Annotated in this window: 22 protein-coding genes; 10 read left to right on the top strand and 12 right to left on the bottom strand. The window is 71.2% G+C overall.

Translation table 11 applies throughout. The annotated features are described in order from the left end of the window. Positions 1–51: 51 nt before the first annotated feature. The 5 genes from ACGFT2_RS26195 to miaA form a co-directional block, all read right to left on the bottom strand. Positions 52–1,554: a M1 family metallopeptidase gene (locus ACGFT2_RS26195; RefSeq protein WP_393282343.1), complete on the bottom strand. Its 1,503-nt coding sequence runs from the start codon at positions 1,552–1,554 to the stop codon at positions 52–54. Between the two features lie 332 nt (positions 1,555–1,886). Continuing rightward, positions 1,887–4,145 carry a RelA/SpoT family protein gene (locus ACGFT2_RS26190; protein ID WP_393282340.1) on the bottom strand — a complete coding sequence of 753 codons (2,259 nt, stop codon included), beginning with the start codon at positions 4,143–4,145 and terminating at the stop codon, positions 1,887–1,889. 284 nt (positions 4,146–4,429) lie between these two features. Further along, the gene (dapF, locus tag ACGFT2_RS26185; protein ID WP_393282338.1) at positions 4,430–5,299 is read right to left on the bottom strand and encodes a diaminopimelate epimerase; all 870 of its coding nucleotides are present in this window, start codon (positions 5,297–5,299) and stop codon (positions 4,430–4,432) included. Positions 5,300–5,553: 254 nt separating this feature from the next. After that, positions 5,554–6,057: a hypothetical protein gene (locus ACGFT2_RS26180; RefSeq protein ID WP_393282853.1), complete on the bottom strand. Its 504-nt coding sequence runs from the start codon at positions 6,055–6,057 to the stop codon at positions 5,554–5,556. Between the two features lie 107 nt (positions 6,058–6,164). Continuing rightward, a complete protein-coding gene (gene miaA / locus ACGFT2_RS26175; RefSeq protein ID WP_393282336.1) occupies positions 6,165–7,103 on the bottom strand; it encodes a tRNA (adenosine(37)-N6)-dimethylallyltransferase MiaA in 939 nt (312 codons plus the stop codon). Positions 7,104–7,286: 183 nt separating this feature from the next. Here miaA and ACGFT2_RS26170 point away from each other — a divergent pair, with 183 nt between their 5' ends. Continuing rightward, positions 7,287–7,583, top strand: a complete 297-nt coding sequence (locus ACGFT2_RS26170) for a hypothetical protein (RefSeq protein WP_393282333.1) — start codon at positions 7,287–7,289, stop codon at positions 7,581–7,583. 24 nt (positions 7,584–7,607) lie between these two features. Continuing rightward, positions 7,608–7,892 (top strand): antitoxin, encoded by a 285-nt coding sequence (locus ACGFT2_RS26165; RefSeq protein ID WP_393282331.1) that lies wholly within the window; start codon positions 7,608–7,610, stop codon positions 7,890–7,892. 361 nt (positions 7,893–8,253) lie between these two features. Here ACGFT2_RS26165 and ACGFT2_RS26160 read toward each other — a convergent pair whose 3' ends face one another. The 4 genes from ACGFT2_RS26160 to ACGFT2_RS26145 form a co-directional block, all read right to left on the bottom strand. Further along, positions 8,254–8,967 (bottom strand): class III extradiol dioxygenase subunit B-like domain-containing protein, encoded by a 714-nt coding sequence (locus tag ACGFT2_RS26160; RefSeq protein WP_393282328.1) that lies wholly within the window; start codon positions 8,965–8,967, stop codon positions 8,254–8,256. Positions 8,968–8,985: 18 nt separating this feature from the next. After that, positions 8,986–9,273, bottom strand: a complete 288-nt coding sequence (locus ACGFT2_RS26155) for a hypothetical protein (RefSeq protein ID WP_393282325.1) — start codon at positions 9,271–9,273, stop codon at positions 8,986–8,988. Positions 9,274–9,391: 118 nt separating this feature from the next. Next, a complete protein-coding gene (miaB, locus tag ACGFT2_RS26150; protein WP_393282323.1) occupies positions 9,392–10,921 on the bottom strand; it encodes a tRNA (N6-isopentenyl adenosine(37)-C2)-methylthiotransferase MiaB in 1,530 nt (509 codons plus the stop codon). A 137-nt stretch (positions 10,922–11,058) separates the two neighbouring features. Beyond that, positions 11,059–11,805: a PP2C family protein-serine/threonine phosphatase gene (locus tag ACGFT2_RS26145; RefSeq protein WP_393282320.1), complete on the bottom strand. Its 747-nt coding sequence runs from the start codon at positions 11,803–11,805 to the stop codon at positions 11,059–11,061. A 277-nt stretch (positions 11,806–12,082) separates the two neighbouring features. Here ACGFT2_RS26145 and ACGFT2_RS26140 point away from each other — a divergent pair, with 277 nt between their 5' ends. The 3 genes from ACGFT2_RS26140 (at position 12,083) to ACGFT2_RS26130 (ending at position 14,755) form a co-directional block, all read left to right on the top strand. Then, positions 12,083–12,442 (top strand): DUF6204 family protein, encoded by a 360-nt coding sequence (locus ACGFT2_RS26140; protein WP_393282317.1) that lies wholly within the window; start codon positions 12,083–12,085, stop codon positions 12,440–12,442. A gap of 63 nt (positions 12,443–12,505) precedes the next feature. Then, positions 12,506–12,967, top strand: a complete 462-nt coding sequence (locus ACGFT2_RS26135; protein WP_393282315.1) for a MarR family winged helix-turn-helix transcriptional regulator — start codon at positions 12,506–12,508, stop codon at positions 12,965–12,967. Positions 12,968–13,306: 339 nt separating this feature from the next. Next, the gene (locus tag ACGFT2_RS26130; RefSeq protein ID WP_393282312.1) at positions 13,307–14,755 is read left to right on the top strand and encodes a hypothetical protein; all 1,449 of its coding nucleotides are present in this window, start codon (positions 13,307–13,309) and stop codon (positions 14,753–14,755) included. A gap of 39 nt (positions 14,756–14,794) precedes the next feature. On the opposite strand, the gene ACGFT2_RS26125 is transcribed toward ACGFT2_RS26130, so the two are convergent. Beyond that, complete coding sequence (locus ACGFT2_RS26125) at positions 14,795–15,202, bottom strand: MazG nucleotide pyrophosphohydrolase domain-containing protein (RefSeq protein WP_393282310.1); 408 nt, start codon at positions 15,200–15,202, stop codon at positions 14,795–14,797. 231 nt (positions 15,203–15,433) lie between these two features. On the opposite strand from ACGFT2_RS26125, the gene ACGFT2_RS26120 reads away from it, so the two are divergent. Beyond that, on the top strand, positions 15,434–16,429 hold the full coding sequence (locus ACGFT2_RS26120; RefSeq protein WP_393282307.1) for a TAXI family TRAP transporter solute-binding subunit: 996 nt from the start codon (positions 15,434–15,436) through the stop codon (positions 16,427–16,429). A 187-nt stretch (positions 16,430–16,616) separates the two neighbouring features. On the opposite strand, the gene ACGFT2_RS26115 is transcribed toward ACGFT2_RS26120, so the two are convergent. Both ACGFT2_RS26115 and ACGFT2_RS26110 read right to left on the bottom strand, forming a co-directional pair. After that, the gene (locus ACGFT2_RS26115; RefSeq protein ID WP_393282304.1) at positions 16,617–18,032 is read right to left on the bottom strand and encodes a sensor histidine kinase; all 1,416 of its coding nucleotides are present in this window, start codon (positions 18,030–18,032) and stop codon (positions 16,617–16,619) included. 9 nt (positions 18,033–18,041) lie between these two features. Further along, entirely contained in the window at positions 18,042–18,728 is a 687-nt protein-coding gene (locus ACGFT2_RS26110; protein ID WP_393282850.1) for a response regulator transcription factor, read from the bottom strand. Between the two features lie 295 nt (positions 18,729–19,023). Between ACGFT2_RS26110 and ACGFT2_RS26105 the strand changes: the two genes are divergently transcribed. From ACGFT2_RS26105 to ACGFT2_RS26090, 4 genes are all read left to right on the top strand, one after another. After that, positions 19,024–19,800, top strand: coding sequence for an amino acid ABC transporter ATP-binding protein (locus ACGFT2_RS26105; RefSeq protein WP_393282302.1), 777 nt, complete (start codon positions 19,024–19,026; stop codon positions 19,798–19,800). Positions 19,801–19,882: 82 nt separating this feature from the next. After that, a complete protein-coding gene (locus tag ACGFT2_RS26100) occupies positions 19,883–20,716 on the top strand; it encodes a glutamate ABC transporter substrate-binding protein (RefSeq protein WP_393282299.1) in 834 nt (277 codons plus the stop codon). 75 nt (positions 20,717–20,791) lie between these two features. Then, complete coding sequence (locus ACGFT2_RS26095) at positions 20,792–21,460, top strand: amino acid ABC transporter permease (RefSeq protein ID WP_393282296.1); 669 nt, start codon at positions 20,792–20,794, stop codon at positions 21,458–21,460. Further along, positions 21,457–22,392 (top strand): amino acid ABC transporter permease, encoded by a 936-nt coding sequence (locus ACGFT2_RS26090; RefSeq protein WP_393282293.1) that lies wholly within the window; start codon positions 21,457–21,459, stop codon positions 22,390–22,392. The genes ACGFT2_RS26095 and ACGFT2_RS26090 overlap by 4 nt, the downstream gene beginning before the upstream one ends. The last annotated feature ends 49 nt before the right edge of the window (positions 22,393–22,441 follow it).

Here is a 22,441-nt window from a genome sequence, read left to right as displayed (position 1 = left end):
GTCGCGCCGACCTGAAGATGGTCGCACGGAACGGCACGTCTCGTCATCGGGTTATCGACGGGTCAGTGCCTTGGCGGGCTGGGTCGGCGCCTGGGGCTTCCAGTCGGGGTGGCCGGGCATCGGCGGGGTCTTCTCGCCGTACAGCCAGGCCTGGAAGAAGCCGTTCAGATCGCGGCCGGCGACCGCCGAGGCCAGCCGGACGAAGTCGGAGGTGGTGGCGGTGGAGTCCCGGTGCTCCTGGACCCAGCGCCGTTCCAGCCGCTCGAAGGCGGGCCGGCCGATCTCCTGCCGCAGAGCGTAGAGCACGAGCGCGGCGCCGTCGTAGATGTTCGGCCGGAAGAGGCTGATCTTCTGGCCGGGGGCAGGCTCCTTGGGCCGGGCGGGCGGCCCGCCGGCCTCGCGCCAGCGGTCGGAGGCGCCGTAGGCGGCCTTCATCCGGTCGACCATGGGGCGGTGCGCGGTCTCCTCGCTGTACAGCTCCTCGTACCAGGTGGCGTGCCCCTCGTTCAGCCAGACGTCGGACCAGGTGCGGGGGCTGACGCTGTCGCCGAACCACTGGTGGGACAGCTCGTGGACCATGACCGACTCGACGTACCACTTGGGGTAGGCGGGCTCGGTGAACACCTCCTTCTCGAAGAGGGAGAGGGTCTGGGTCTCCAACTCGAAGCCGGTGGAGGCCTGTGCCATGAGTACGCCGTAGGTCTCGAACGGGTAGCGGCCGACCTTGCCCTCCAGCCAGGCGACCTGGCCGGGCGTCTTGGCGAGCCAGGGTTCCAGGGCCTTGCGGTCGGCGCTGGGCACGACGTCGCGCATCGGCAGGCCGTGCGGGCCCTCGCGGTGCACGACGGCGGAGCGGCCGATGGACACCTGAGCCAGTTCGGTGGCCATGGGGTGCTGGGTGCGGTAGGTCCAGGTGGTGGTTCCGCCGACCCGTTCCGCTCCGGCGGGCAGGCCGTTGGCGACGGCGGTGTAGCCGTTCGGGGCGGTGATCCGGAAGGTGAAGAGCGCCTTGTCGGACGGGTGGTCGTTGCACGGGAAGACCAGGTGGGCGGCGTCCGCCTGGTTCGCCATGGCGAGGCCGTCGGCGGTCCGTACCCAGCCGCCCTCCTGGTCCTTGCCGGGCATGGGATCGCTGGTGTGCCGGACGGTGATCCTGGTCCAGATGCCCTTGTGCAGGAAGTGTTCCGGGGTGACGACCAGGTCGTCGCCCGCGCTGGTGAACTCGGCGGGGCGGCCGTCGACCTCGACGGAGCGCACCGTGCCGTGCGCGAAGTCGAGGTTGAGGCGGTCCAGGTTCGCGGTGGTCCAGGCGTCGATGGTGGTGACGGCCTGCAGCGGCTTGTCGTTGGTCCCGGGGTAGGTGAGGGCCAGGTCGTACGAGGCCACGTCGTAGCCGGGGTTTCCGAGGTACGGGTAGAGCCGGTCCCCGACGCCCAAAGGTTCGGCCGGGGCCGCGGCGGCGAGCAGACAGACGGAGACGGCGGAGGCGAGCAGGGCCGCCTTCCGGTGCCGGGAGATCCGGGGCTGGGTCCGGGGGCGTGGGGTGAGCGACATGGACCACCGCTACCAGGGCGTGCCCGCGCCACGGCGGCGACGCGCGCCCGGCCCACCCGAACGGGTTGGCCCCCGGCGGCCTTCCGGCCACGCCACCCTGGTGTCGCATCGCCGGCCACGCACCGACGCGTCGCGTCACCTCCGGGGCCGCCGGAGCCGGCACCCCGGCTCAGAGGCTTCCCGTCACCTCGCGGGTCCACCCGGGCCGGCTCAAGGGCTCCCCGTACCTCGCGTCCACCCAGGCCGGTTCAAGGGCTCCGTCACCTCTCAGGGCCGCCCGGGCCGGCTCGGCGACTTGCCGTCACCTCGCGGGTCCGCCGGGTACGACGGGGTCAGGGGGACGACGGTGGCTGGTGCTGGGCGCGGCTCACGTCGTACACACCGGGCACGTCCCGCATGGCGCGCATCAGCGTAGGGAGACGGGCCGAGTCGGGGAGCTGGAGGGTGTAGGTGTGGCGCACCTGCTGCTGGCTGGGCGGTTCGACGGTGGCCGAGACGATCTCGGCGCCCTCCAGGGCGATCGCCTCGGTCAGGTCGGCGAGCAGGTGGGGGCGGCCGAACGATTCAGCGACCAGCGTGACACGGCACTCGGCGCTGTCTCCCCAGCGCACACCGATCTCCGGGCGCCCCCGGCTCTTCATCTGCGCCACCGCGGCGCACCCGGCCCGGTGCACGGTCACCACACCCCCGCGCACCGTGAACGCGGTGATCTCGTCCGGCGGTACGGGCGTACAGCACCCGGCGAGCCGCACGGGCGCCCCGGGCCGGTCCAGGGGTGCCCCCGGCCGGTCGACGAGGACGTCGGCGTTGCGCGGACGAACGGCCGGGGAGCTCTCGACGGCACTGTCCGCCGGGCGCCCCGGAGGGGTGTCCTCGGCGGGTCCGAACCGCGCGGCGCCCGCCTCCTCGGTGCGCGCACCGCCGGCTCCCTCGAAGCGGTCGCCCCTCGTCTCCCCGGTTCCGTCGCCGCCGCCCGGGTGCGTCGTGAGCCAGCGCTGGATGGCGATGCGGGCGGCCGGGGTGTGGGCGTGCTCCAGCCACTCGCGGGAGGGCTCGGAGGCGGGATCCTGGCCCATCAGGAGCTGAACGGTGTCGCCGTCCCTCAGAACGGTGCTCAATGTGGCGAGACGGCCGTTGACGCGGGCGCCGATGCAGGCGTGCGCGTCCTCGCCGTACTGCGCGTAGGCGGCGTCGACGCAGGTGGCGCCCTCGGGCAGGCCGAGGGTCCCGCCGTCGGGACGGAAGACGGTGATCTCGCGGTCCTGGGCGAGGTCCTCGCGCAGCGTGGACCAGAAGGTGTCGGGATCGGGCGCGGCCCGCTGCCAGTCGAGGAGGCGGGAGAGCCAACCGGGGCGTGTGGGGTCGGCGCGCTCGCCGTCGGCCGGGTCGTCGGTCCCGGGGGCGTACGGGTTGCCGAGGGCGACGACACCGGCCTCGGCGACCTTGTGCATCTGGTGGGTGCGGATGAGGACCTCGACGACCTGCCCGTCCGGCCTGGCCACGGCCGTGTGCAGCGACTGGTACAGGTTGAACTTCGGTACGGCGATGAAGTCCTTGAACTCGGAGACGACCGGCGTCATGCAGGTGTGCAGTTCACCGAGGACGCCGTAGCAGTCGGCGTCCTCGTTCACCAGTACGAGCAGGCGGCCGAAGTCGGTGCCGCGCAGCCGTCCGCGCTTGCGGGCCACGCGGTGGACGGAGACGAAATGCCGTGGGCGGATGAGCACTTCGGCGGGGATGTCGGCCTCGCGCAGCACGGCGCGCATCTCGTCGGCGACCTCGGCGAGCGGGTCGCTGCGGCGGGCGGCGTTGTCCGCGATGAGTTCTCTGGTGTGCTCGTACTCCTCGGGGTGGAGGATGGCGAAGACCAGGTCTTCCAGTTCGGTCTTGAGTGCCTGGACGCCGAGGCGTTCGGCGAGCGGGATGAGAACGTCCCGGGTGACCTTGGCGATCCGCGCCTGTTTCTCGGGGCGCATCACGCCGAGGGTGCGCATGTTGTGGAGGCGGTCGGCGAGTTTGATCGACATCACGCGCACGTCGCTGCCGGTGGCGACGAGCATCTTGCGGAAGGTCTCGGGCTCGGCGGCGGCCCCGTAGTCGACCTTCTCCAGTTTCGTGACACCGTCGACGAGATAACGAACCTCCTCGCCGAACTGTTCCCGTACCTGTTCCAGCGTCACATCGGTGTCCTCGACGGTGTCGTGGAGCAGTGAGGCCGTCAACGTCGTGGTCTCGGCGCCGAGCTCGGCGAGGATCAGGGTCACCGCGAGCGGGTGCGTGATGTAGGGCTCGCCGCTCTTGCGCATCTGCCCCCGGTGCGAGGACTCCGCGAGGACGTAGGCGCGGCGCAGGGGTTCGAGGTCCGCGTCGGGGTGGTGGGCCCGATGGGCCTCCACCACATGACCGATGGCGTCGGGCAGTCTGCCGCGGACGGCGGGGCCGAGCAGCGCGGCCCGGCCGAGCCGGCGCAGGTCGATCCGGGGCCGGGACTTCTTGCGGGCCGCGGCGGGTGCCACGGACGCCGTGAGCGCCTGCGGCACCGGGGGCGCTACCGGGCCAGGGGTCGCAGGGTTCGTGGCCTCCGCACTCATGGGCACCTCCGGCTCGTGGACCGGCGGACGGGGCCCCCAGGGCGTACGCGGCTCAGGGATGGCGACGTTCCCCCGTCCGTGCCGGTGCTTGATGCTACCGAGCCCATCACGTGCGACCGACCGGCTCTCGCCGAGCGTGAAACGGATCACCCATTCGAGCGACGAGAAGGAGGTTTAGAGTTTGCGCCACCTGCCCTGGACTCGGCCGCGGTTTCGAACGGCTCCGGTCACGGAGAACCGCTGGTCCATGCCCGTGCGGCCGTCGCCCGCCCGGCTCCCCCGGATCAACGTAGGGCGTTTTCCAGCCAATCGGCGTCGATCTCGCCCTCGGCGACGATCACGGCGGGACCTGTCATCTCGATCTCACCGTCGGGCCGTTCGGTGATGACCAGCCGCCCGCCGAGCACGTCGACGGTGTACGTCGCCGGGGCGCCGGTGACGCCCGGATCGGTGCCGTCGCGCCGGGCGGCGGCCACCGCGACGGCGCACGCGCCCGTGCCGCAGGAGCGGGTCTCGCCGGAGCCTCGCTCGTGCACGCGCATGGCGACGTGGTGGGGGCCGCGGTCGACGACGAACTCGACGTTCACCCCGTCGGGGTAGGCGTCGGCCGGACTGACCGGCGGCGGGTCGAGCAGGCGGCCCGCCTGGTCGAGGCCGGTGACGAACGCGACGGCGTGCGGGTTGCCCATGTTCACGTTGCGTGCGGGCCAGCTGTGCTCGCCCACGCTCACCGTGACGTCCCCTTCGGGCAACCGGGCACGGCCCATGCCGACGGTGACGTCACCCTCCTTCGCGATGTGGACGGACTTCACACCCGCGCGTGTGGCGATCGCGAGGTCCCCTTCGACCACATGTCCGGCGTGCTGAAGGTAGCGCGCGAACACACGGACGCCGTTGCCGCACATCTCCGCGATCGACCCGTCGCCGTTGCGGTAGTCCATGAACCACTCCGCCTCGTCGGCCATCCCCGCGGCCTCCGGATGCGCCGCGGACCGTACGACGTGCAGCACACCGTCGCCACCGATGCCGGCCCGGCGGTCGCACAGGGCGGCGACGGCGGCCGGGCTGAGGTCGAGGGCGTTCTCGGGGTCGGGGACGATCACGAAATCGTTCTCGGTGCCGTGCCCCTTGAGGAAGGCGATCCGCGTGCTCATTCCTCGATCGTACGGGAGCGTTCCGCCGGGGCCGCCGACGGAGTGCGCGGATCCCCCGGGCCCTGTGACTCCCAGCGGGCGTGTGGTCACCTGCCGGGCCGTAGTCACCTGCGGGCCTGCAGTTCCCGCGTCCCAGTGGTCTCACCTGCGGGCCTGCAGTTCCCGCGTCCCAGTGGTCACCTGCGCGGCCGTGGCCGGCCCCACGTCGCTGTCATCACCTGTGCGCCGACGGCCCCGCGCTCTGTCGGGACGTTTCAGCGCAGTCTTGCCACGCGCCAGACGGCAAGGATCACGACCACGGCCACCAGCAGGACGTATCCGAGTACGACCCGCCAGTCGGGGCGGCGGCCGGAACCCCGGGCCGGCAGGCCGGGCCAGGTGTAGCCCACCCGGCGGGCGGCCATCATTCCCCAGCCCGCGGCGCAGGAGCAGATCAGCAGGCCGAGCATGGCGATGACGGCACCGCTGTCGCCGAAGTCGAAGGCGAGCGGGAAGGCGAACATCAGGGAGCCCACGGCGGAGAGTCCCACGATCGGCGCGAGCTGCCAGATGCGCAGTCGGCGCTGCGGGCGCAGCTCGACCTCGACCTCCGGCCCGCCCGGATACATCTCCTCGGGCGTCGGCCCGTCGGCGGTCACCCCGCCCGGCGTCTCGTCGGGTCCGTCGTCGGCCAGACGGTCCACAGCCTGGTCCGGATCGTCACCGTCAGTGGTGACGTGCTCGGCACTTTGTGCGGTGTCGCGAGGGCCGGCCTCCATCGCCACGCGCCCTCCCAACTAGGCTCCACTTGGTCGATCGAAGCTCGATGATGGCACGGCGCGGAAGGCAGCGATGACCGGCGGCGCATCCCGATGCCATCACGTGATCAGGCTGTGACCGGTCGTTCGATCAACGCCAGGGCCTGCTGCGGAAGTTCCCCGCGGTCCGTCGCGGCCCCACTCAGCCAGTGCACCCGGGGATCGCGCCTGAACCACGAATCCTGACGGCGCGCGAAGCGCTTGGTGGCACGCACGGTCTCCGCCCGCGCCTCCGTTTCGCCGCAGTCCCCGGAGAGCGCCGCGAGCACCTGCTGGTAACCCAGCGCGCGCGCCGCCGTGCGCCCCTCTCGCAGTCCCTGCGCCTCCAGGGCGCGCACCTCCTCCACCAGGCCCGCGTCCCACATCCGGTCGACCCGTCGCGCGATCCGCTCGTCCAGTTCCGGACGAGCGACGTCGACACCGATCTGGACGGTGTCGTAGACGGAATCGTGGCCGGGCAGGTTCGCGGTGAAGGGCTGGCCGGTGATCTCGATCACTTCCAGGGCCCGGACGATACGGCGGCCGTTGCTGGGGAGGATGGCGTGGGCGGCCTCGGGATCGGCGGCGGCCAGTCGCGCGTGCAGCGCACCGGAGCCGCGCAGCGCCAGCTCCTCCTCCAGCCGGGCCCGGACCACGGGGTCGGTGCCGGGAAACTCCAGGTTGTCGACGGCACCGCGGACGTACAGGCCGGAGCCGCCGACCAGGATCGGCCAGCGGCCCTCGGCGAGCAGCGCGTCGATCCGCGCGCGGGCGAGTTTCTGGTACTCGGCGACGGAGGCGGTGACGGTCACGTCCCAGATGTCGAGCAGGTGGTGCGGAACGCCGCCACGCTCCTCGGGCGTCAGCTTGGCGGTACCGATGTCCATCCCCCGGTACAGCTGCATGGAGTCGGCGTTGACGACCTCGCCGCCCAGTTGCTGGGCCAGGAAGACACCGAGATCGGACTTTCCGGCCGCGGTGGGACCGACTACGGCGATGACACGGGGGGCGACGGATGCGCTGCTCACCGCACCAGTTTCGCAAACATGCGGACGGGGTCTCGAACGAGTTACGTGACGGAGGTGCGAGCGGGTCGTTGCCCGAAGCGTAGCGCCGTCTGCCGGAGTGCAGGAGGCGGTGGCCCGGGCGAGGCAATGTGACGCACCGGGTGACGCGGGAATTCGCCCGCACGAGTACCGTATGGAGTGGATATGGGCGTTTTTGCACGACTCCTCGGCAGGTCGAAGGCGACTCAGGAGGCGTCGGCCGCCGAGGCACAGGCCGGCCCGGAGCCGGCGGGAGCCGAGGCGGTGGCAGCGGAGTCGGCAGAGGCGAAGGAAGCCGAGTCGGCGGAGGCGAGGGGCTCGGCCGAGGACGGGCGCGACGAGGTGACCGAACGGCCGGAGGCCGCTACGGACGACGACGCGACCGGGAACGCCGACATCCCCAAGCAGCAGTCCGCCGAGGAGGCCGCCGACAACGAGGCCGGTGACGGCGCCCGCAGGTAACTGCCCGGCGAGGGAAGGTGGACCATGGGTCTGTTGGACAATATGAAGAGCAAGCTCGCCCCGGCCAAGGACAAGATGTCGGACCTCGCGCGCCAGCACGGGGACAAGGTTCAGCACGGCATCGACAAGGCCGCCAAGGCCGTCGACGAGCGGACCAAGGGCAAGTACACCGACAAGATCCAGGCGGGCACGGGCAAGGCCAAGGAGGCGATGGACCGCCTCGCCCACCAGGAGGGCCAGGGCCCCGGGCCGACCACCGGTGAACCGACGATGCCGACGAGGCCCGAGGGCCCACCGCCGACCTCCTGAGGGCGCGCCGCGGAAATCCCCTCCCCGATTCGCCTGGTTCCGCCGGCTCCCCGCTGGTGATCGGCGGTGATCGACGGTGAATGGCAGTTATCGGGGGACGGTGCTCGAGGACGGTGATCAAGGGACGGCCGCGGAGCGGAACGGCTCCCGGCCGTCCGCGGTTTCCGCGCCCAGGGCGCTGGAGGCCGTGCGCCGTTCCCACACCAGAGGTGCTTTAGCCCGACCGCCGATTCCGCACCGAGGTACCGCAGGCCGATCGCCGGGACGGGTCAGGACCAGGTGGCGACCGCCGGGACCGGGTCAGGACCAGGTGGCGACCGCCGGGACGGGTCAGGACCAGGTGGCGACCGCCGGGACCGGGTCAGGACCAGGTGGCGACCAGGTATCCCACGCCGTAGGGCGCGTCCTCGTACAGCAGGGCGCCGCCGAGAGTCGCGCCCTCGGCGGCGCCGGCGAGGACCTGCCAGGGGGCACGGCCCGAGGCCTTCAGCTCGTACGCAAGCTCGGCGTCCAGCGCCCGGACGGCGGCCAGGTCCGCCGAGCCGAGTGCCCGCGCCGCCTCCGCGTCGAAGGGTGCCGCCCGCTCGTCGAGGTAACCCGGCGCCTTGAGCGTGCGGCATGCGCTGGCGTCTCCCATCACCAGCAGCGCCACCCGCCCTACTCGCGCGCCGATGTCCCTTCCGGCTTCGGCACACCGCTCGGGCGCGAGCGACTCCCCGATGCCGAGTCCCTCGATCGGGGCATCCGCCCAGCCGGTCCGCTGGAGCAGCCAAGCGCCCACGGCCAGCGACGGCGGCAGTTCACGCTCGGTCGCCGAATCCGCGGCGGGGCCGAGCCGTACGTCCAGGTCGACACCGAACCCACGGAACGAGCCCGGAGTGCCCTGGGGGAAGGTGCCACGCCCGCTCTGCTCTGCGGGACCGAGGACCACCAGCAGGTCGGGGCGGGCGGCGGCGAGCACGCCGACCGCGTCCGTGCACGCCGCGCGCGCGGCGTCCAGTTCGGAGGCGGCACCAGCGGCGACCTCGGGCACCAGCAGCGGAGGGCAGGGGCAGACTGCGGCGGCGACAAGCATGATCGGCAGGGTACGCCGTCAGTAGGTGATGGGCCCCGAGTCCCACTCCAGCTCGGTGAACAGGAAGTGGTACGTGAACACTCCGCCGGCCGAGCCGTCCCCGATCACCATCCAGCCGTCAGCGGTGCGGAACCGCTGCATCCGCACGGGATACATCGGATGCCGGGGCTGGTACAGGCGGACCAGCTCCCCGAACCGCGCCTCGGCCTCCTCACGCGCGCCGTCGATCGTGGCCATCAGCTCGAACTGCCGGCGATATGGACCCTCACCAGGCGGTTTGTCGAGCAGCAGCGCCCATCGAGCCATCAGCTCGTCCTCCCCCGTTCCCCGTCTCCCCGTGTTCCCCGTGTTCCCCCGTGTTCCGATCGCCGGCAGGTGTGACGGCCGCCGGCGATCGCCGGAAACGTGCTCCGGTCGTGGCCGGTCAGTCGCAGCCGCAGCCGCTTCCCGCCGCGACCGGCAGCGGCGCCGGGACACCGATCTTCGGCAGGCCGAGCATGACGCCGGCCGGCTTGGCGGCCTCCGCGGCGTTGCGCTTCTCCCAGGCGTCCCCCGCGCGCGTGCGGCGCACGTCGAGGACCGGGCCCTCGGCGAGCAGGTGATGCGGGGCGGCGTAGGTCACCTCGACGGTGACCACGTCGCCCGGGCGCACCTCCTGCGCCGGCTTGGTGAAGTGGACCAGGCGGTTGTCGGCGGCGCGGCCCGAGAGCCGGTGGGTGGCGCCGTCCTTGCGGCCCTCCCCCTCGGCCACCATCAGCTCCAGGGTGCGGCCGACCTGCTTCTTGTTCTCCTCCCAGGAGATCTCCTCCTGGAGGGCCACGAGCCGCTCGTAGCGCGCCTGGACGACCTCCTTGGGGATCTGGTTCTCCATGGTGGCGGCAGGGGTGCCGGGGCGCTTGGAGTACTGGAAGGTGAAGGCCTGCGCGAAGCGTGCCTCGCGCACCACGTGCAGCGTCTGCTCGAAGTCCTCCTCGGTCTCGCCGGGGAAGCCCACGATGATGTCGGTGGTGATGGCGGCGTGCGGGATGGCGTCCCGGACCTTCTCGATGATTCCGAGGTAGCGCTCCTGCCGGTAGGAGCGGCGCATGGCCTTCAGGACGGTGTCGGAGCCGGACTGCAGCGGCATGTGCAGCTGCGGCATCGCGTTCGGCGTCTCGGCCATGGCGGCGATGACGTCGTCGGTGAAGTCACGGGGGTGCGGGGACGTGAACCGCACCCGCTCCAGCCCCTCGATCCTGCCGCAGGCGCGCAGCAGCTTGCTGAAGGCCTCGCGGTCGCCGATGTCGGAGCCGTAGGCGTTGACGTTCTGGCCGAGCAGCGTGATCTCCGAGACGCCCTCGGCGACCAGCGCCTCGACCTCCGCGAGGATGTCGCCGGGGCGGCGGTCCTTCTCCTTGCCGCGCAGGGCGGGGACGATGCAGAAGGTGCAGGTGTTGTTGCAGCCGACGGAGATCGACACCCAGGCCGCGTAGGCGCTCTCGCGGCGGGTCGGCAGGGTGGACGGGAAGGCCTCCAGCGACTCGGCGATCTCGACCTGTGCCTCCTCCTGGACGCGGGCGCGCTCCAGCAGGACGGGCAGCTTGCCGATGTTGTGCGTGCCGAAGACGACGTCCACCCAGGGAGCCTTCTTCACGATGGTGTCGCGGTCCTTCTGGGCGAGACATCCGCCGACCGCGATCTGCATCCCGGGCCGCGAGGTCTTCCTCGGCGCGAGCCGGCCGAGGTTGCCGTAGAGCCTGTTGTCGGCGTTCTCACGGACCGCGCAGGTGTTGAAGACCACGACGTCGGCGTCCCCGTCGGACCCCTCGGGCGCCCGCACGTACCCGGCGTCCTCGAGCAGGCCGGCCAATCGCTCGGAATCGTGGACGTTCATCTGGCACCCGTAGGTGCGGATCTCGTAGCTCTTGGGGGCTTGAACGTCCACTGCGGGGCTCCGGTCGCTGCTGCTGGTCATGCGTCAAGGGTAGGTGCTTCCGAGAACGCCTCTCCACGGCGGCCGCGGCAGCGCCACCGCTTCGGGACACCGTGCCGTCCGCGCACCCGGCAACCGCGCGTACGGGGCCTGCCGCACCGGGGAAGCCGGGCGCCCTGCTACTCCGCCACGCGTACGACCGCGAGCGTGATGTTGTCGGGGCCGCCGGCCTCGATGGCGGCCTTCCACAGTTCGAAGGCGGCGCGGCTGTCGTCGTGTCCCCGCATCGCCTCGTCGAGCACGTCCGTCGGCAGCGGGTCGGTCAGGCCGTCCGTGCAGATCAGGTAGCGGTCGCCCGGGGACAGGGTCTCGGCCGTCACGTGGGCGTGGACGGCCCGGTACATGCGCGTGCCGCCCAGGCACTGGGTGACGACGGACGTGGTGCGCCGTCCGGGTTCGAGTGGAGGGCTGTCGTCGACGCTCATCTGGCGCAGCCCGGCGCCGGAGGCCGCGAAGACACGGCTGTCGCCCACGTTGAACGCCAGCAGCGCGTCCGGCTGCACGACGATTCCGGCGATCGTCGTCCCCATCGCCGCGAGCCCGCCTCCCGCGTCACCGCCGGCGGCCTCGTACACCGCGCGGTTGCAGGCGGTCAACGCGTCGCGGACGGCGTCCTCGCCGCTCAGGGCCGGGCCGAGCGAGGCGATCCTGCGTGCGACCAGGGCGCTCGCCACCTCGCCGCCCGGATGCCCGCCGAGCCCGTCGGCGACGGCGACGACGAGCGGCGGACCGACCGGGAAGACCAGGGTCTGCGGGCTCTCGGTCACCGTGGCGCACAAGGTCCACGGACCGATCACGAGACTGTCCTCGTTCCGTTCGCGGAGCAGTCCGGGGTGGCTGAGCGCACTCACCGCCACGTATCCCATGGAACGTCACCGCCTTCCCGTACGGAAAGCACCGCAGCAGCGCCGGGACGGGCCGGCCGGACCCGGGCGTCGCCGACGCGCGGGACACGGCGGCCGGCTCCGGCGCGGAGACGGTTCGACCGCTCCTCCCGGCAGGCCCCTGGCCGCGGCCGCCATGAGTCAAGGGTAGGCGCTCACGGAGGCCCGACGCAGCAGAGCGCGGTCGTTCTCCCGCACGAGAGCGCCGGCGCGCGAAACCCGGTGGAGGCCGCGCCCCCGCTGTGCCTAAGGTCGCGCAATGAGTACTCGCACCTTCCGCATCACCGTACGCGGCGCCTTCGACGACCTCACCGAAGCACAGCGGGCCGCGCTGCTGGCCGACGCCGCCCAACACGACGTGCTGCGTGCCGCGTTCACCCCCGAGGGCAGCCTCACCTACGACATCGCCGCGCGGCCGGCCTTCGTCTTCCGCTTCTCCGCCACCGGGGAGGAAGAGGAGGACATCCTGGAGGCGACCGAGCGGGCGGAGGAGACGGCGAAGTCCTGGCTGGCGGAGCGCGGCTACGGCTTCAAGAACCTCAGGTCCAGCGCCGAAGACCTTTCCCAGGCACCGCTGAGCAAGCGGCAGCGCCGCGCGGCGCGTTCGCTCGGCTCATAAACTTGAGTAGTCAAGGAGACAGCAACGAATGTGTGAGCGGCGGCCATGACGGAAGCAGGGGCCATGAGTGAGGCGCTGGACACGGCGTTGCGACTGGTGCGGGCGCAGGCGGCGCTCGTACGGCGGTTCGACGCCCGGCTGAGCGGGCTCCACGGGGTCAGCCTCGCCGACTTCACCCTGCTGCTGCGCCTCGGGCAGGCGGCGGGCGGCCGGATGCGCCGGGTCGACCTGGCCGAGGCGCTGGGGCTGACGGCGTCCGGGGTGACGCGCGGGCTGGCTCCGCTGGAGCGGATCGGACTGGTGAGTCGCGAGCCGGACGCCCGGGACGCGCGCGTGGCGTACGCCTCGCTCACCGGGACGGGCCGACAGCGACTGGTGGAGATGCTGGCCACGGCCGAGGAGACCGCCGCAGAGATCTTCACCGGCCCGGCATGGGCCGAGGAGGACCTCGCACAGCTCTCGAACCTGCTGACCGGCCTCGGCGGCACCGGGCTCGCCGGAACAACCGGCCCCGGCCTTCGCTGAGCCCCCCACGGACGCCGTCGCGTCCCGCCCTTCCGGGAAGGCGGGACGTGGCCGGCGGCTCGGCAATCGCCGCGGCCGAGTCCGTGCTCCGACGTCCGGGGCGGCGCGGTTCGCGAGGGTGAACGGGGCTCACCCATCCCTGACGTCACCGCACTTCGGCCATGCGTGACGTGAACTCGTCGTGGCCGACGTCACCTTGAGTTGTGACCGGTTCGTGAGAGCCCCATGCGCGTGCCGTGGCATGCTCATGGCTCGTCACCAAGTTACCGACTGGTACCGCCCATGAGCAGACCGAGCGTCGGTACCTCTCTGCACCCCCCACTTCACTCGGGACCAACCTTGCGCAGACGCACGAGGCACAGGCATGCCCTGCTGCCCGCCTTCGCCGTGACCACTCTCTTCCTCGCCGCGGCCTGCTCCTCACCGTCGCCACACACCGAGCGCCCCGCGGCCGGCGAGCACGGACAGCAGACCAAGGCCGACGACGGCCCCGCCGACGGCACGGACCACCCGCTCACCGTCGCCGCAGCACCAGCACCCGCAGCAGCCGCGACCGCCACCGGGAGCCCCCGCGGCTCCGGGCGGCGAGCTCACAGGACCACGCTCACCGTCAGCTCGTACGACAGCCACACTCGGCGTGCCGTCATCTCCGACGAGCCGAAGCGGGCCGGCGGTTCACCGAGTGCCCCCGCTTCCGGCGGCGCCTCCGCCGCCCCGCATGAAGCGGCCGTGGGCGACGTGGTCGCCAGTGCGCCAGCGCCGGGGGCACCGCACGGACTGCTCGCCAAGGTCACCAAGGTGATCGGTGAGTCGGACCGCGGGACCGAGGTGCAGACCGAACCGGCCACGCTCGACGCACTGCTGGGCGACGACACGGCGAAAGGCGACGTGCCGGTCGACCCGTCGTCGTTCACCGTCGACAAGCTGCTGCCGGATGTGAAGGTGTCCTGGTCCAAGTCCGGTGCCGTGCATGCCGGTCCCGAGGGAGCGGCGGTGCCGCTCGGCAGCCTCCGGCTCGACGTGAGCGCCGCGGTGCCGACGGCCAAGGAGGCTCCGGCTTCGGCCACCGCCTCGGTACACGGTTTCGTCCAGGTCGCGCCGCAGGTCGACTTCGCCTATGGCGGCGCCGGGACCGGCACGACGCCCGGTTCGGCGTACCTCGGCGTGTCCGGCGACTGGACCTCCGGGTGGGCCGTCAAGGGCCGTGCCGCCGCGGCCACCGGAACGCCGCTGCGCATCCCCTTCGCCAAGCTGCACGCCGATCCCGTTCTGCAGGTCGGCCCCGTCCCCGTCGTCGTCAACCTGGACCTGACCTGCTACGTGCAGAGCAGCGGCGACGGACACGTCACCGTCGACGTCGAGCAGAGCCTCAAGGGCGACTTCAGGGCGGGCGGCACCTTCGGCCCGGCCAGGGGCTGGACGCCGGTCAGCTCCTCGAACATGACGAGCACCCCGGTGCACGCCTCCCTCGCCACCGCCGGCGACATGAAGACGGCACTCGGCGCCGAGGCCTCCGTCGGCCTCTACGGCACCGTCGGCGTCACCGCCGACCTGGCCCCGTACCTGCGCGGCAGGGCGTCCGGGACGGTCACCGCCGCCACCGACGCGGGCGCGCCGAAGGCGGAGGGCACCTGGAGCGTGTACGGCGGGGTCGATCTGTCCGGGACGCTGCGGCTCCAGCTGTCCATCTTCGGTACGCCGGTCGTCCGGCGGACCATCCCGTTGGGCGCCCTGCACCGCGAGTGGAAGCTGGCGGACGGCTCCCTGTCTTCCCAGGTATCGCCCTGAGACCTCTTCGAAGTCGTGATGTGGCAGCGCCACCACCAATCAGGCCGTGCCGCCCGGTATCCACCCCTGCCGGCGCAGCACGGCCGACACGTCCGGCGTCCGGTAGTGCTCCCCCTTGAGGACTTTGCCGTCGGCCCGGCGGGCGACCTGCCCGTCCGGGCCGAGCTTGCTCATGTTGGCCCGGTGGATCTCGGCGATCACTTCGTCGAGGTCGATGCCGTGGACCAGAGCGGTGCCGTACGCCACGTAGACCACGTCCGCCAGCTCGTGCGCGAGCCGGTCGAGCGGTCCCGCCACCGCGACCTCGGCGACCTCCGCGGCCTCCTCGGCGAGCAACTCCCCGCGGTGCGCGGCCAGTTCGGGGGCGACCTGGCCCGGAGTGCTGCGGGCGCCGAGGCCGAAGGCGCTGTGGAACTCACGGACGAGGCCGGCGGGCGATGTGGTCATGCCGCGACTCTAACGGCCCCCACCGACACTGCTCGCCCCACCGGCCACAGGCGTCGGACACGGGCCGCCGCACTTGCCGCGGCCTTCCCCGCCGCACTTGCCGCGGCCTTCCCCGCCGCACCGCCCCGGCCCCCGGCAACAGGGTCCCTGGGGGTCACGAGCGGCACCCTCCCTCTCCCAGAGTGACCCCGGCCCTGGTCAGGCGCGTGTGTCGGCTGGCAGGATCGCCGCATGTCCAAGGTGCTCCCCCGAATCAGCAGACGCCGGACGCTGCAGACCGCAGCGGTCGGTGCCGTGGCCCTGGGGCTGCTGCTGTGGTGGCTGCTGCCCCTGGGCGAGAAGCCGCCGAGCGGGACGATCGTCTTCAGCACCGGTACGCCCCGGGGCGTCTACCAGGAGTACGGGGAGCGGCTGCGCACCGAGCTGGCCAGGGACATGCCCGGCCTGGAGGTGAAGCTGCTCAACAGCGCCGGATCGCAGGAGAACGTGCAGCGGGTCGCGACCGGGCAGGCCGACTTCACCATCGCGGCGGCCGACGCGGTGGAGACGTACGCGCTGCGGCACGGCACCGGCGCCGGCCGGCTGCGCGGTGTGGCCCGGCTCTACGACGACTATGTGCATCTCATCGTGCGCCGCGGTTCGGACATCCGAAAGGTATCGGATCTTCGCCACAAACGGGTGGCGACGGGGCTGCCCGACTCCGGCGTACGGCTGATCGCCGACCGGGTGCTGAGGGCGGCCGGAATCGACCAGAAGGACATCACACCGGTCGCGGACGGCATCGACACCGGGCCCGACAGCCTGCGGCAGGGGAAGATCGACGCCTTCTTCTGGTCGGGCGGGCTGCCCACGAAGGGCCTGGACAAGCTGGCGAAGGAGGCCGCCTTCACGTTCGTGCCGATCGACGGCGATCTCATCACCAAGTTGCACGGCGAGGGGCCGGGAGCGCGCTACTACCGGGCCACCAACATCCCGGAGTCCGCCTACCCGGCCGTACAGCAGGGCACCCAGGTGCCGACGATCGCCGTGTCCAACGTGCTGATGACCCGCACGGACATGGACCCCCGGCTGACCGAGTGGGTGACCCGCACGGTGATCAAGAGCCGCGACGACATCGGCGCCCACGTCCACTCCGCGCAACTGGTCGACCTGCGCACCGCCATCTACACCGACCCGCTGCCCCTGCAGGCCGGCGCCCGGCGCTACTACCGGTCGGTGAAGCCGTAACACCGTTCCCGCCGCTGCCGCCGAAGCCGACCGACCGCGTGGTGAGACGGTGGCCGGCCCGCACGGCGACCGGCCCGCACCGGTGACGCCCGAGCCGACCCGAGGCGACCGGGCCGCGGGGAAGGCCTGGGACCCGCGCGTGATCCGTAGGACGGAGTGGCGAGGCCGTACCGGCCGGAAGGCGGTGTCACGCCCCCTGCCCGCTCTCCGCGTGCCGGGGAACCGAGACCGTCGCCCGCAGCCCGTGCGGCTCGTGGTGGGCGTAGGCGAGGGAGCCGCCGCCGGCCGCGAGCAGAGCACGGGTGATGGACAGCCCGAGACCCGATCCCTTGACGTTCTGGTGGCGGCCGCTGCGCCAGAAACGGTCGCCCACGCGCGCGAGTTCCTCGTCGGTGAGGCCGGGCCCGGTGTCGGTGACGACGACCATGACGGTGTCGCCGTCGGCGGAGACGGCGACCTCGACGGTGCCGTCCTCGGGAGTGAACTTCACGGCGTTGTCGATCACCGCGTCCAGCGCACTGGACAGCGCGATCGGGTCCGCCCAGGCGGTGGTCGGCGGGCAGTCGCCGGTCAGCCGGACGCCGCCGGCCGCGGCGGCCGGTGACCAGGCGGCCACCCGCTCCTCGGCCAGGGCTCCGATGTCGGTCAGCCGGAGATCGGCGTCGGCGTGCTCGGCCAGGGCCAGGTCGAGCAGGTCGTCCAGGACCCGCGCGAGGCGCTTGCCCTCGGTGCGGACCGAGGCGATCTCCTCGTTGCCCTCGGGCAGCTCGAGGGCGAGCAGCTCGATGCGCAGCAGCAGTGCGGAGAGCGGGTTGCGTAGTTGGTGCGAGGCGTCGGCGACGAAGGCGCGCTGCTGCTCCAGCACTTCCTCGACGTTGTCGGCCATCTCGTTGAACGAGCGGGCCAGCCGTCTGAGTTCCGGCGGACCGCCGGCGGCCGCGACCCGGGACTTCAGGCGACCGGTGGCGATGTCGTGGGTGGTGGCGTCCAGGACCCGCACCGGCTTGAGCACCCAGCCGGTCAGGCGCAGCGCGGCGCCGACGGCGAGCAGCATCGCGGCGATCTCGCCGGCCCCGATGAACAGCCAGCCGCGCAGGATCCGCGACCTCATCTGCCCGGTGGGCGAGTCGGTGACCACGACCGCCACGACGTCGCCGTCCCGGATGACCGGCGAGGCGACGACCAGCCGGCTGCGCTGCCAGGGCCACACCTGCCGGGGGTCGTGGCTGCGGCGGCTGAGCAGCGCTTCGTCGAACGCCTCCCGCACCTCCCCCGCGCGCGGTACGAACCAGTCGCCGGGCGCGTTGGCCATCGCCGAACCGTTGCGGTAGAAGACGCCCGCGCGGATGCCGTAGACGCCGTAGTAGCTCTCCAGTTCGCTGCGCAGGGTCTCCCAGCGCCCGTCGACGGTGGTGCGGCGCGGTCCGCTGGGTCCGTCGGTGACGAACTGGGCGAGCGCGGCGAAGCGTGCGGTGTCGTCGATACGGTCCACGACGACCGGCTGCTGCTGGCCGGCGGCCACGCTCACGGCGAGCGGGATGCCGAGCGCGAGCAGGACGGCCGCCAGGAGGACGGTGAGCAGCGGCAGGAGGCGTGTGCGCACCCGTCCCCGCTAGGCGGCCGGGGCGACGAGCCGGTAGCCGACGCCGCGTACGGTCTCGATCAGCGCGGGCATGTGCAGTTTGGCGCGCAGGGAGGCGACGTGCACCTCCAGGGTGCGGCCGGTGCCCTCCCAGCTGGTGCGCCAGACCTCGCTGATGATCTGTTCCCGGCGGAAGACCACGCCAGGGCGCTGGGCGAGCAGCGCGAGCAGATCGAACTCCTTGCGGGTCAGTTGGACAACCGAACCGTCCACGCTGACCTGGCGGGTCAGCAGTTCGATGCGCACGCGGCCGAGGAGCAGGGCGCTCTCCCCGCCCGCGGCCGGGTCCTCATGGACGGTGCGCCGGCTGACGGCGTGGATCCGGGCGAGCAGTTCGCCGGTGTCGTACGGCTTCACCACGTAGTCGTCGGCGCCCAGGTTGAGCCCGTGTATGCGGGAGCGGACGTCGGAGCGGGCGGTGACCATGATCACCGGGATGCTGGTGCGCTTACGGATCTTGCCGCAGACCTCGTAGCCGTCCTGGTCGGGCAGGCCCAGGTCGAGCAGGACCACGTCGAAACCGGCGCTCTCGGGGACGAGCGCCTGCAGGGCCTCCTCGCCGCTCCGCGCGTGGGTGACGTCGAAGCCGTGCCGCGCGAGGACGGCGGACAGGGCCGCGGCGACGTGGTTGTCGTCCTCGACGAGCAGCAGTCTCATCCCGGCCCCCTCCGGTTCGGCGTTCGTACGGTCTCGGTTCTCGTGCATCCGTCCATCGCGTTCACGCGCGCGTGCACCCAGGCAGTGACGCCGATGGACAAGGACGGCGTCAAGAGCGTTCCGGTTGCCGACCGCTTCCGTTACCCGGCCGATATACGTACAGCCGGTAAGTGCTACGACACGTGTCCGATTGCTATCGGATCGTGATGCTCAGATCTCCCTCAGATGTGATGACGCAGGTCACAGCCCCTCATTACTGTCCTCGGATACCCGAGGAGGACGGAGCCTGAGAGCGATGACCAATGTATCGGTGGCCAAGGAAGACGTGGCCGCGTCCGACGAACTGGTCGTCCTGAAGAGCGTCAACAAGCATTTCGGCGCGTTGCACGTGCTCCAGGACATCGACCTGACGATCGCCCGCGGCGAGGTCGTCGTGGTCATCGGGCCCTCCGGGTCCGGCAAGTCGACGCTGTGCCGCACCATCAACCGCCTGGAGACGATCGATTCGGGCGCCATCACGATCGACGGCAAGCCGCTGCCGCACGAGGGCCGCGAGCTGGCCCGGCTGCGCGCGGACGTCGGGATGGTCTTCCAGTCCTTCAACCTCTTCGCGCACAAGACCGTGCTCGAGAACGTGATGCTGGGCCAGGTCAAGGTCCGCAAGGCGGACAAGAAGCAGGCCGAGGAGAAGGCGCGGGCCCTGCTCGACCGGGTCGGCGTGGGCACCCAGGCCGACAAGTACCCCGCCCAGCTGTCCGGCGGCCAGCAGCAGCGTGTCGCCATCGCACGGGCGCTGGCGATGGACCCGAAGGTCATGCTCTTCGACGAGCCGACCTCCGCCCTCGACCCCGAGATGATCAACGAGGTCCTCGAGGTGATGCAGCAGCTCGCCCGTGAGGGCATGACGATGATCGTCGTCACCCACGAGATGGGCTTCGCACGTTCGGCTGCAAATCGTGTGGTTTTCATGGCGGACGGCCGGATCGTCGAAGAGGCTGCGCCCGACCAGTTCTTCAGCAACCCGCGCAGCGACCGGGCCAAGGACTTCCTGTCCAAGATCCTGCACCACTGACGGCGCACGCCCGGTACCCGCACGCCCGGGTCGCCCCTCACTCAACGGACCTCGTTCCTTCACCACTCAAAGGATGTTCAGCATGAAGCTCCGCAAGGTCACCGCCGCCTCGGCCGTCCTCGTCGCCCTCTCCGTGGCGGCCACCGCGTGCGGTGGCGACAAGAAGGACGACGACTCCTCGGGTGGCGGCAAGAAGATCACCATCGGCATCAAGTTCGACCAGCCGGGCATCGGCCAGAAGACCCCGCAGGGCTACGCCGGTTTCGACGTCGACGTGGCCACCTACGTGGCCAAGAAGCTCGGTTACAGCGCCGACCAGATCGAGTGGAAGGAGTCGAAGAGCGCCGACCGCGAGACCATGCTCAAGCGCGGTGACGTCGACTTCATCGCCGCCTCCTACTCGATCACCCCGGAGCGCCAGAAGCTGGTCGACTTCGCCGGCCCGTACCTGCTGGCCCACCAGGACGTGCTGGTCCGCGCGGACGACCACTCCATCAAGACGGCGGCGGACCTGAACAAGGCGAGGCTCTGCTCGGTCACCGGCTCGACCTCGGCCCAGAACGTCAAGGACAGGCTCGCCCCGAAGGCGCAGCTCCAGAAGTACCCGACGTACTCCGCCTGCCTCGGCGGTCTGCAGAACAAGGCGATCGACGCCCTCACCACGGACGACTCGATCCTCGCCGGCTACGCCAGCCAGTCCCAGTTCAGGGGCAAGTTCAAGCTCGGCGGCCTGAAGATGACCAACGAGAACTACGGCATCGGCGTCAAGAAGGGCAGCGACCTCAAGGCCAAGATCAACAAGGCTCTGGAGGACATGGTCGCCGACAAGTCCTGGGACAAGGCCGTCGAGAAGAACTTCGGCCCGGCCAACTACAAGAACGAGCCCGCCCCGAAGATCGGCGACGTCAAGAGCTGAGGCAACGCCCGGCGGATGCGCCGTCCGTGAGGGCGGCGCATCCGGGCATCCCTACACGCGGAAGCGCGGGAGATCGTGTTCGACTTTCTTGAAGGTTACGACGTGCTGGGCGCCTTCTGGACGACGGTGCAGCTGACGCTGCTGTCCGCCGTGGGCTCCCTGGTCTGGGGCACCCTGCTGGCTGCCATGCGGGTGGGGCCCGTGCCGCTGATGCGCGGTTTCGGCACCACCTACGTGAACATCGTGCGGAACATCCCGCTCACGGTGATCATCCTGTTCTCCTCGCTCGGTCTCTACCAGACGCTGACCATCAGCCTCGGTGCCGGCGGAAACGTGGACACGGCCAACTTCCGGCTGGCCGTGCTGGGGCTGATCGCCTACACGTCGGCCTTCGTGTGCGAGGCGATCCGTTCCGGTATCAACACCGTGCCGGTCGGGCAGGCGGAGGCCGCGCGCGCCATCGGTCTGAGCTTCACACAGGTCCTGTTCCTCGTCGTCCTGCCGCAGGCCTTCCGCGCCGCCGTCGGTCCGCTGACCAACGTGCTGATCGCGTTGACGAAGAACACGACGGTGGCGGCGGCGATCGGCGTGGCCGAGGCGGCACTGCTGATGAAGGACATGATCGAGAAGGAGGCGCAGCTGCTGCTGATCTCCGGGATCTTCGCCTTCGGATTCTGCTGCCTGACGCTGCCGACCGGTCTGATCCTGGGTTGGGTGGGCAAGAAGGTGGCGGTGAAGCGATGAGTTCGGTCCTGTACGACGCCCAGGGGCCGCGCGCGAAACAGCGCAACGTCCTCTACACGATTCTCTTCATAGCCGCGCTCGCGGCCGTCGTCTGGTGGCTGTACACCGCACTCGACGAGAAGCACCAGCTGGACTGGATCCTGTGGAAGCCGTTCGTCAGCTCCGAGGCGTACACGACGTACATCTGGCCCGGTCTGCAGAACACCCTGAAGGCAGCGGCACTTGCGATGGTCATCGCGTTGCCCCTGGGTGCCTTCTTCGGTATCGCCCGGCTCTCGGACCACGCTTGGGTGCGCGTACCCGCCACGATCGTGATCGAGTTCTTCCGCGCGATCCCCGTGCTCGTCCTCATGATCTTCGGTAACGAGCTGTACAGCCAGTACACCGACGTCAGCTCCGACGACCGACCGCTGTACGCGGTCGTCACCGGTCTGGTGCTGTACAACGCCTCGGTGCTCGCCGAGATCGTCCGCGCGGGCATCCTCTCCCTGCCGAAGGGCCAGGCCGAGGCGGCGAAGGCGATCGGTCTGCGCAAGGGCCAGGTCATGCGGCTCATCCTGCTGCCGCAGGCGGTCACCGCGATGCTCCCGGCGATCGTCAGCCAGCTGGTGGTCATCGTGAAGGACACCGCGCTCGGCGGCGCCGTTCTCACCTTCCCCGAACTGCTCGCGTCGGCGAACACGATGAGCGGCTACTACGGCGCCAACACCATCGCGTCCTACACGGTGATCGCCGTGATCTACGTGCTCATCAACTTCTCGCTGACCTCCTTCGCGAGCTGGCTGGAGGGCCGGCTGCGGCGACGGAAGAAGTCGACCGGCGCGGTGCTCGGAGCGCAGGACGTGGCGCACATCGCAGGGACGGCGGCGACCGGCGCGGATCCGGCGGGCGCCATCGCAGGCATCGGCGATTTCGGCGGCACCAGGAAGTGACGCTCGCTCACATCGTATGAATAGTCCGGAGGCAGTGGCGTGATCGCCA

The sequence above is a fragment of the Streptomyces sp. NPDC048514 genome (genome assembly GCF_043199955.1).
GTDB lineage: Bacteria > Actinomycetota > Actinomycetes > Streptomycetales > Streptomycetaceae > Streptomyces.
This window is presented reverse-complemented; position numbering and strand designations above follow the sequence as displayed.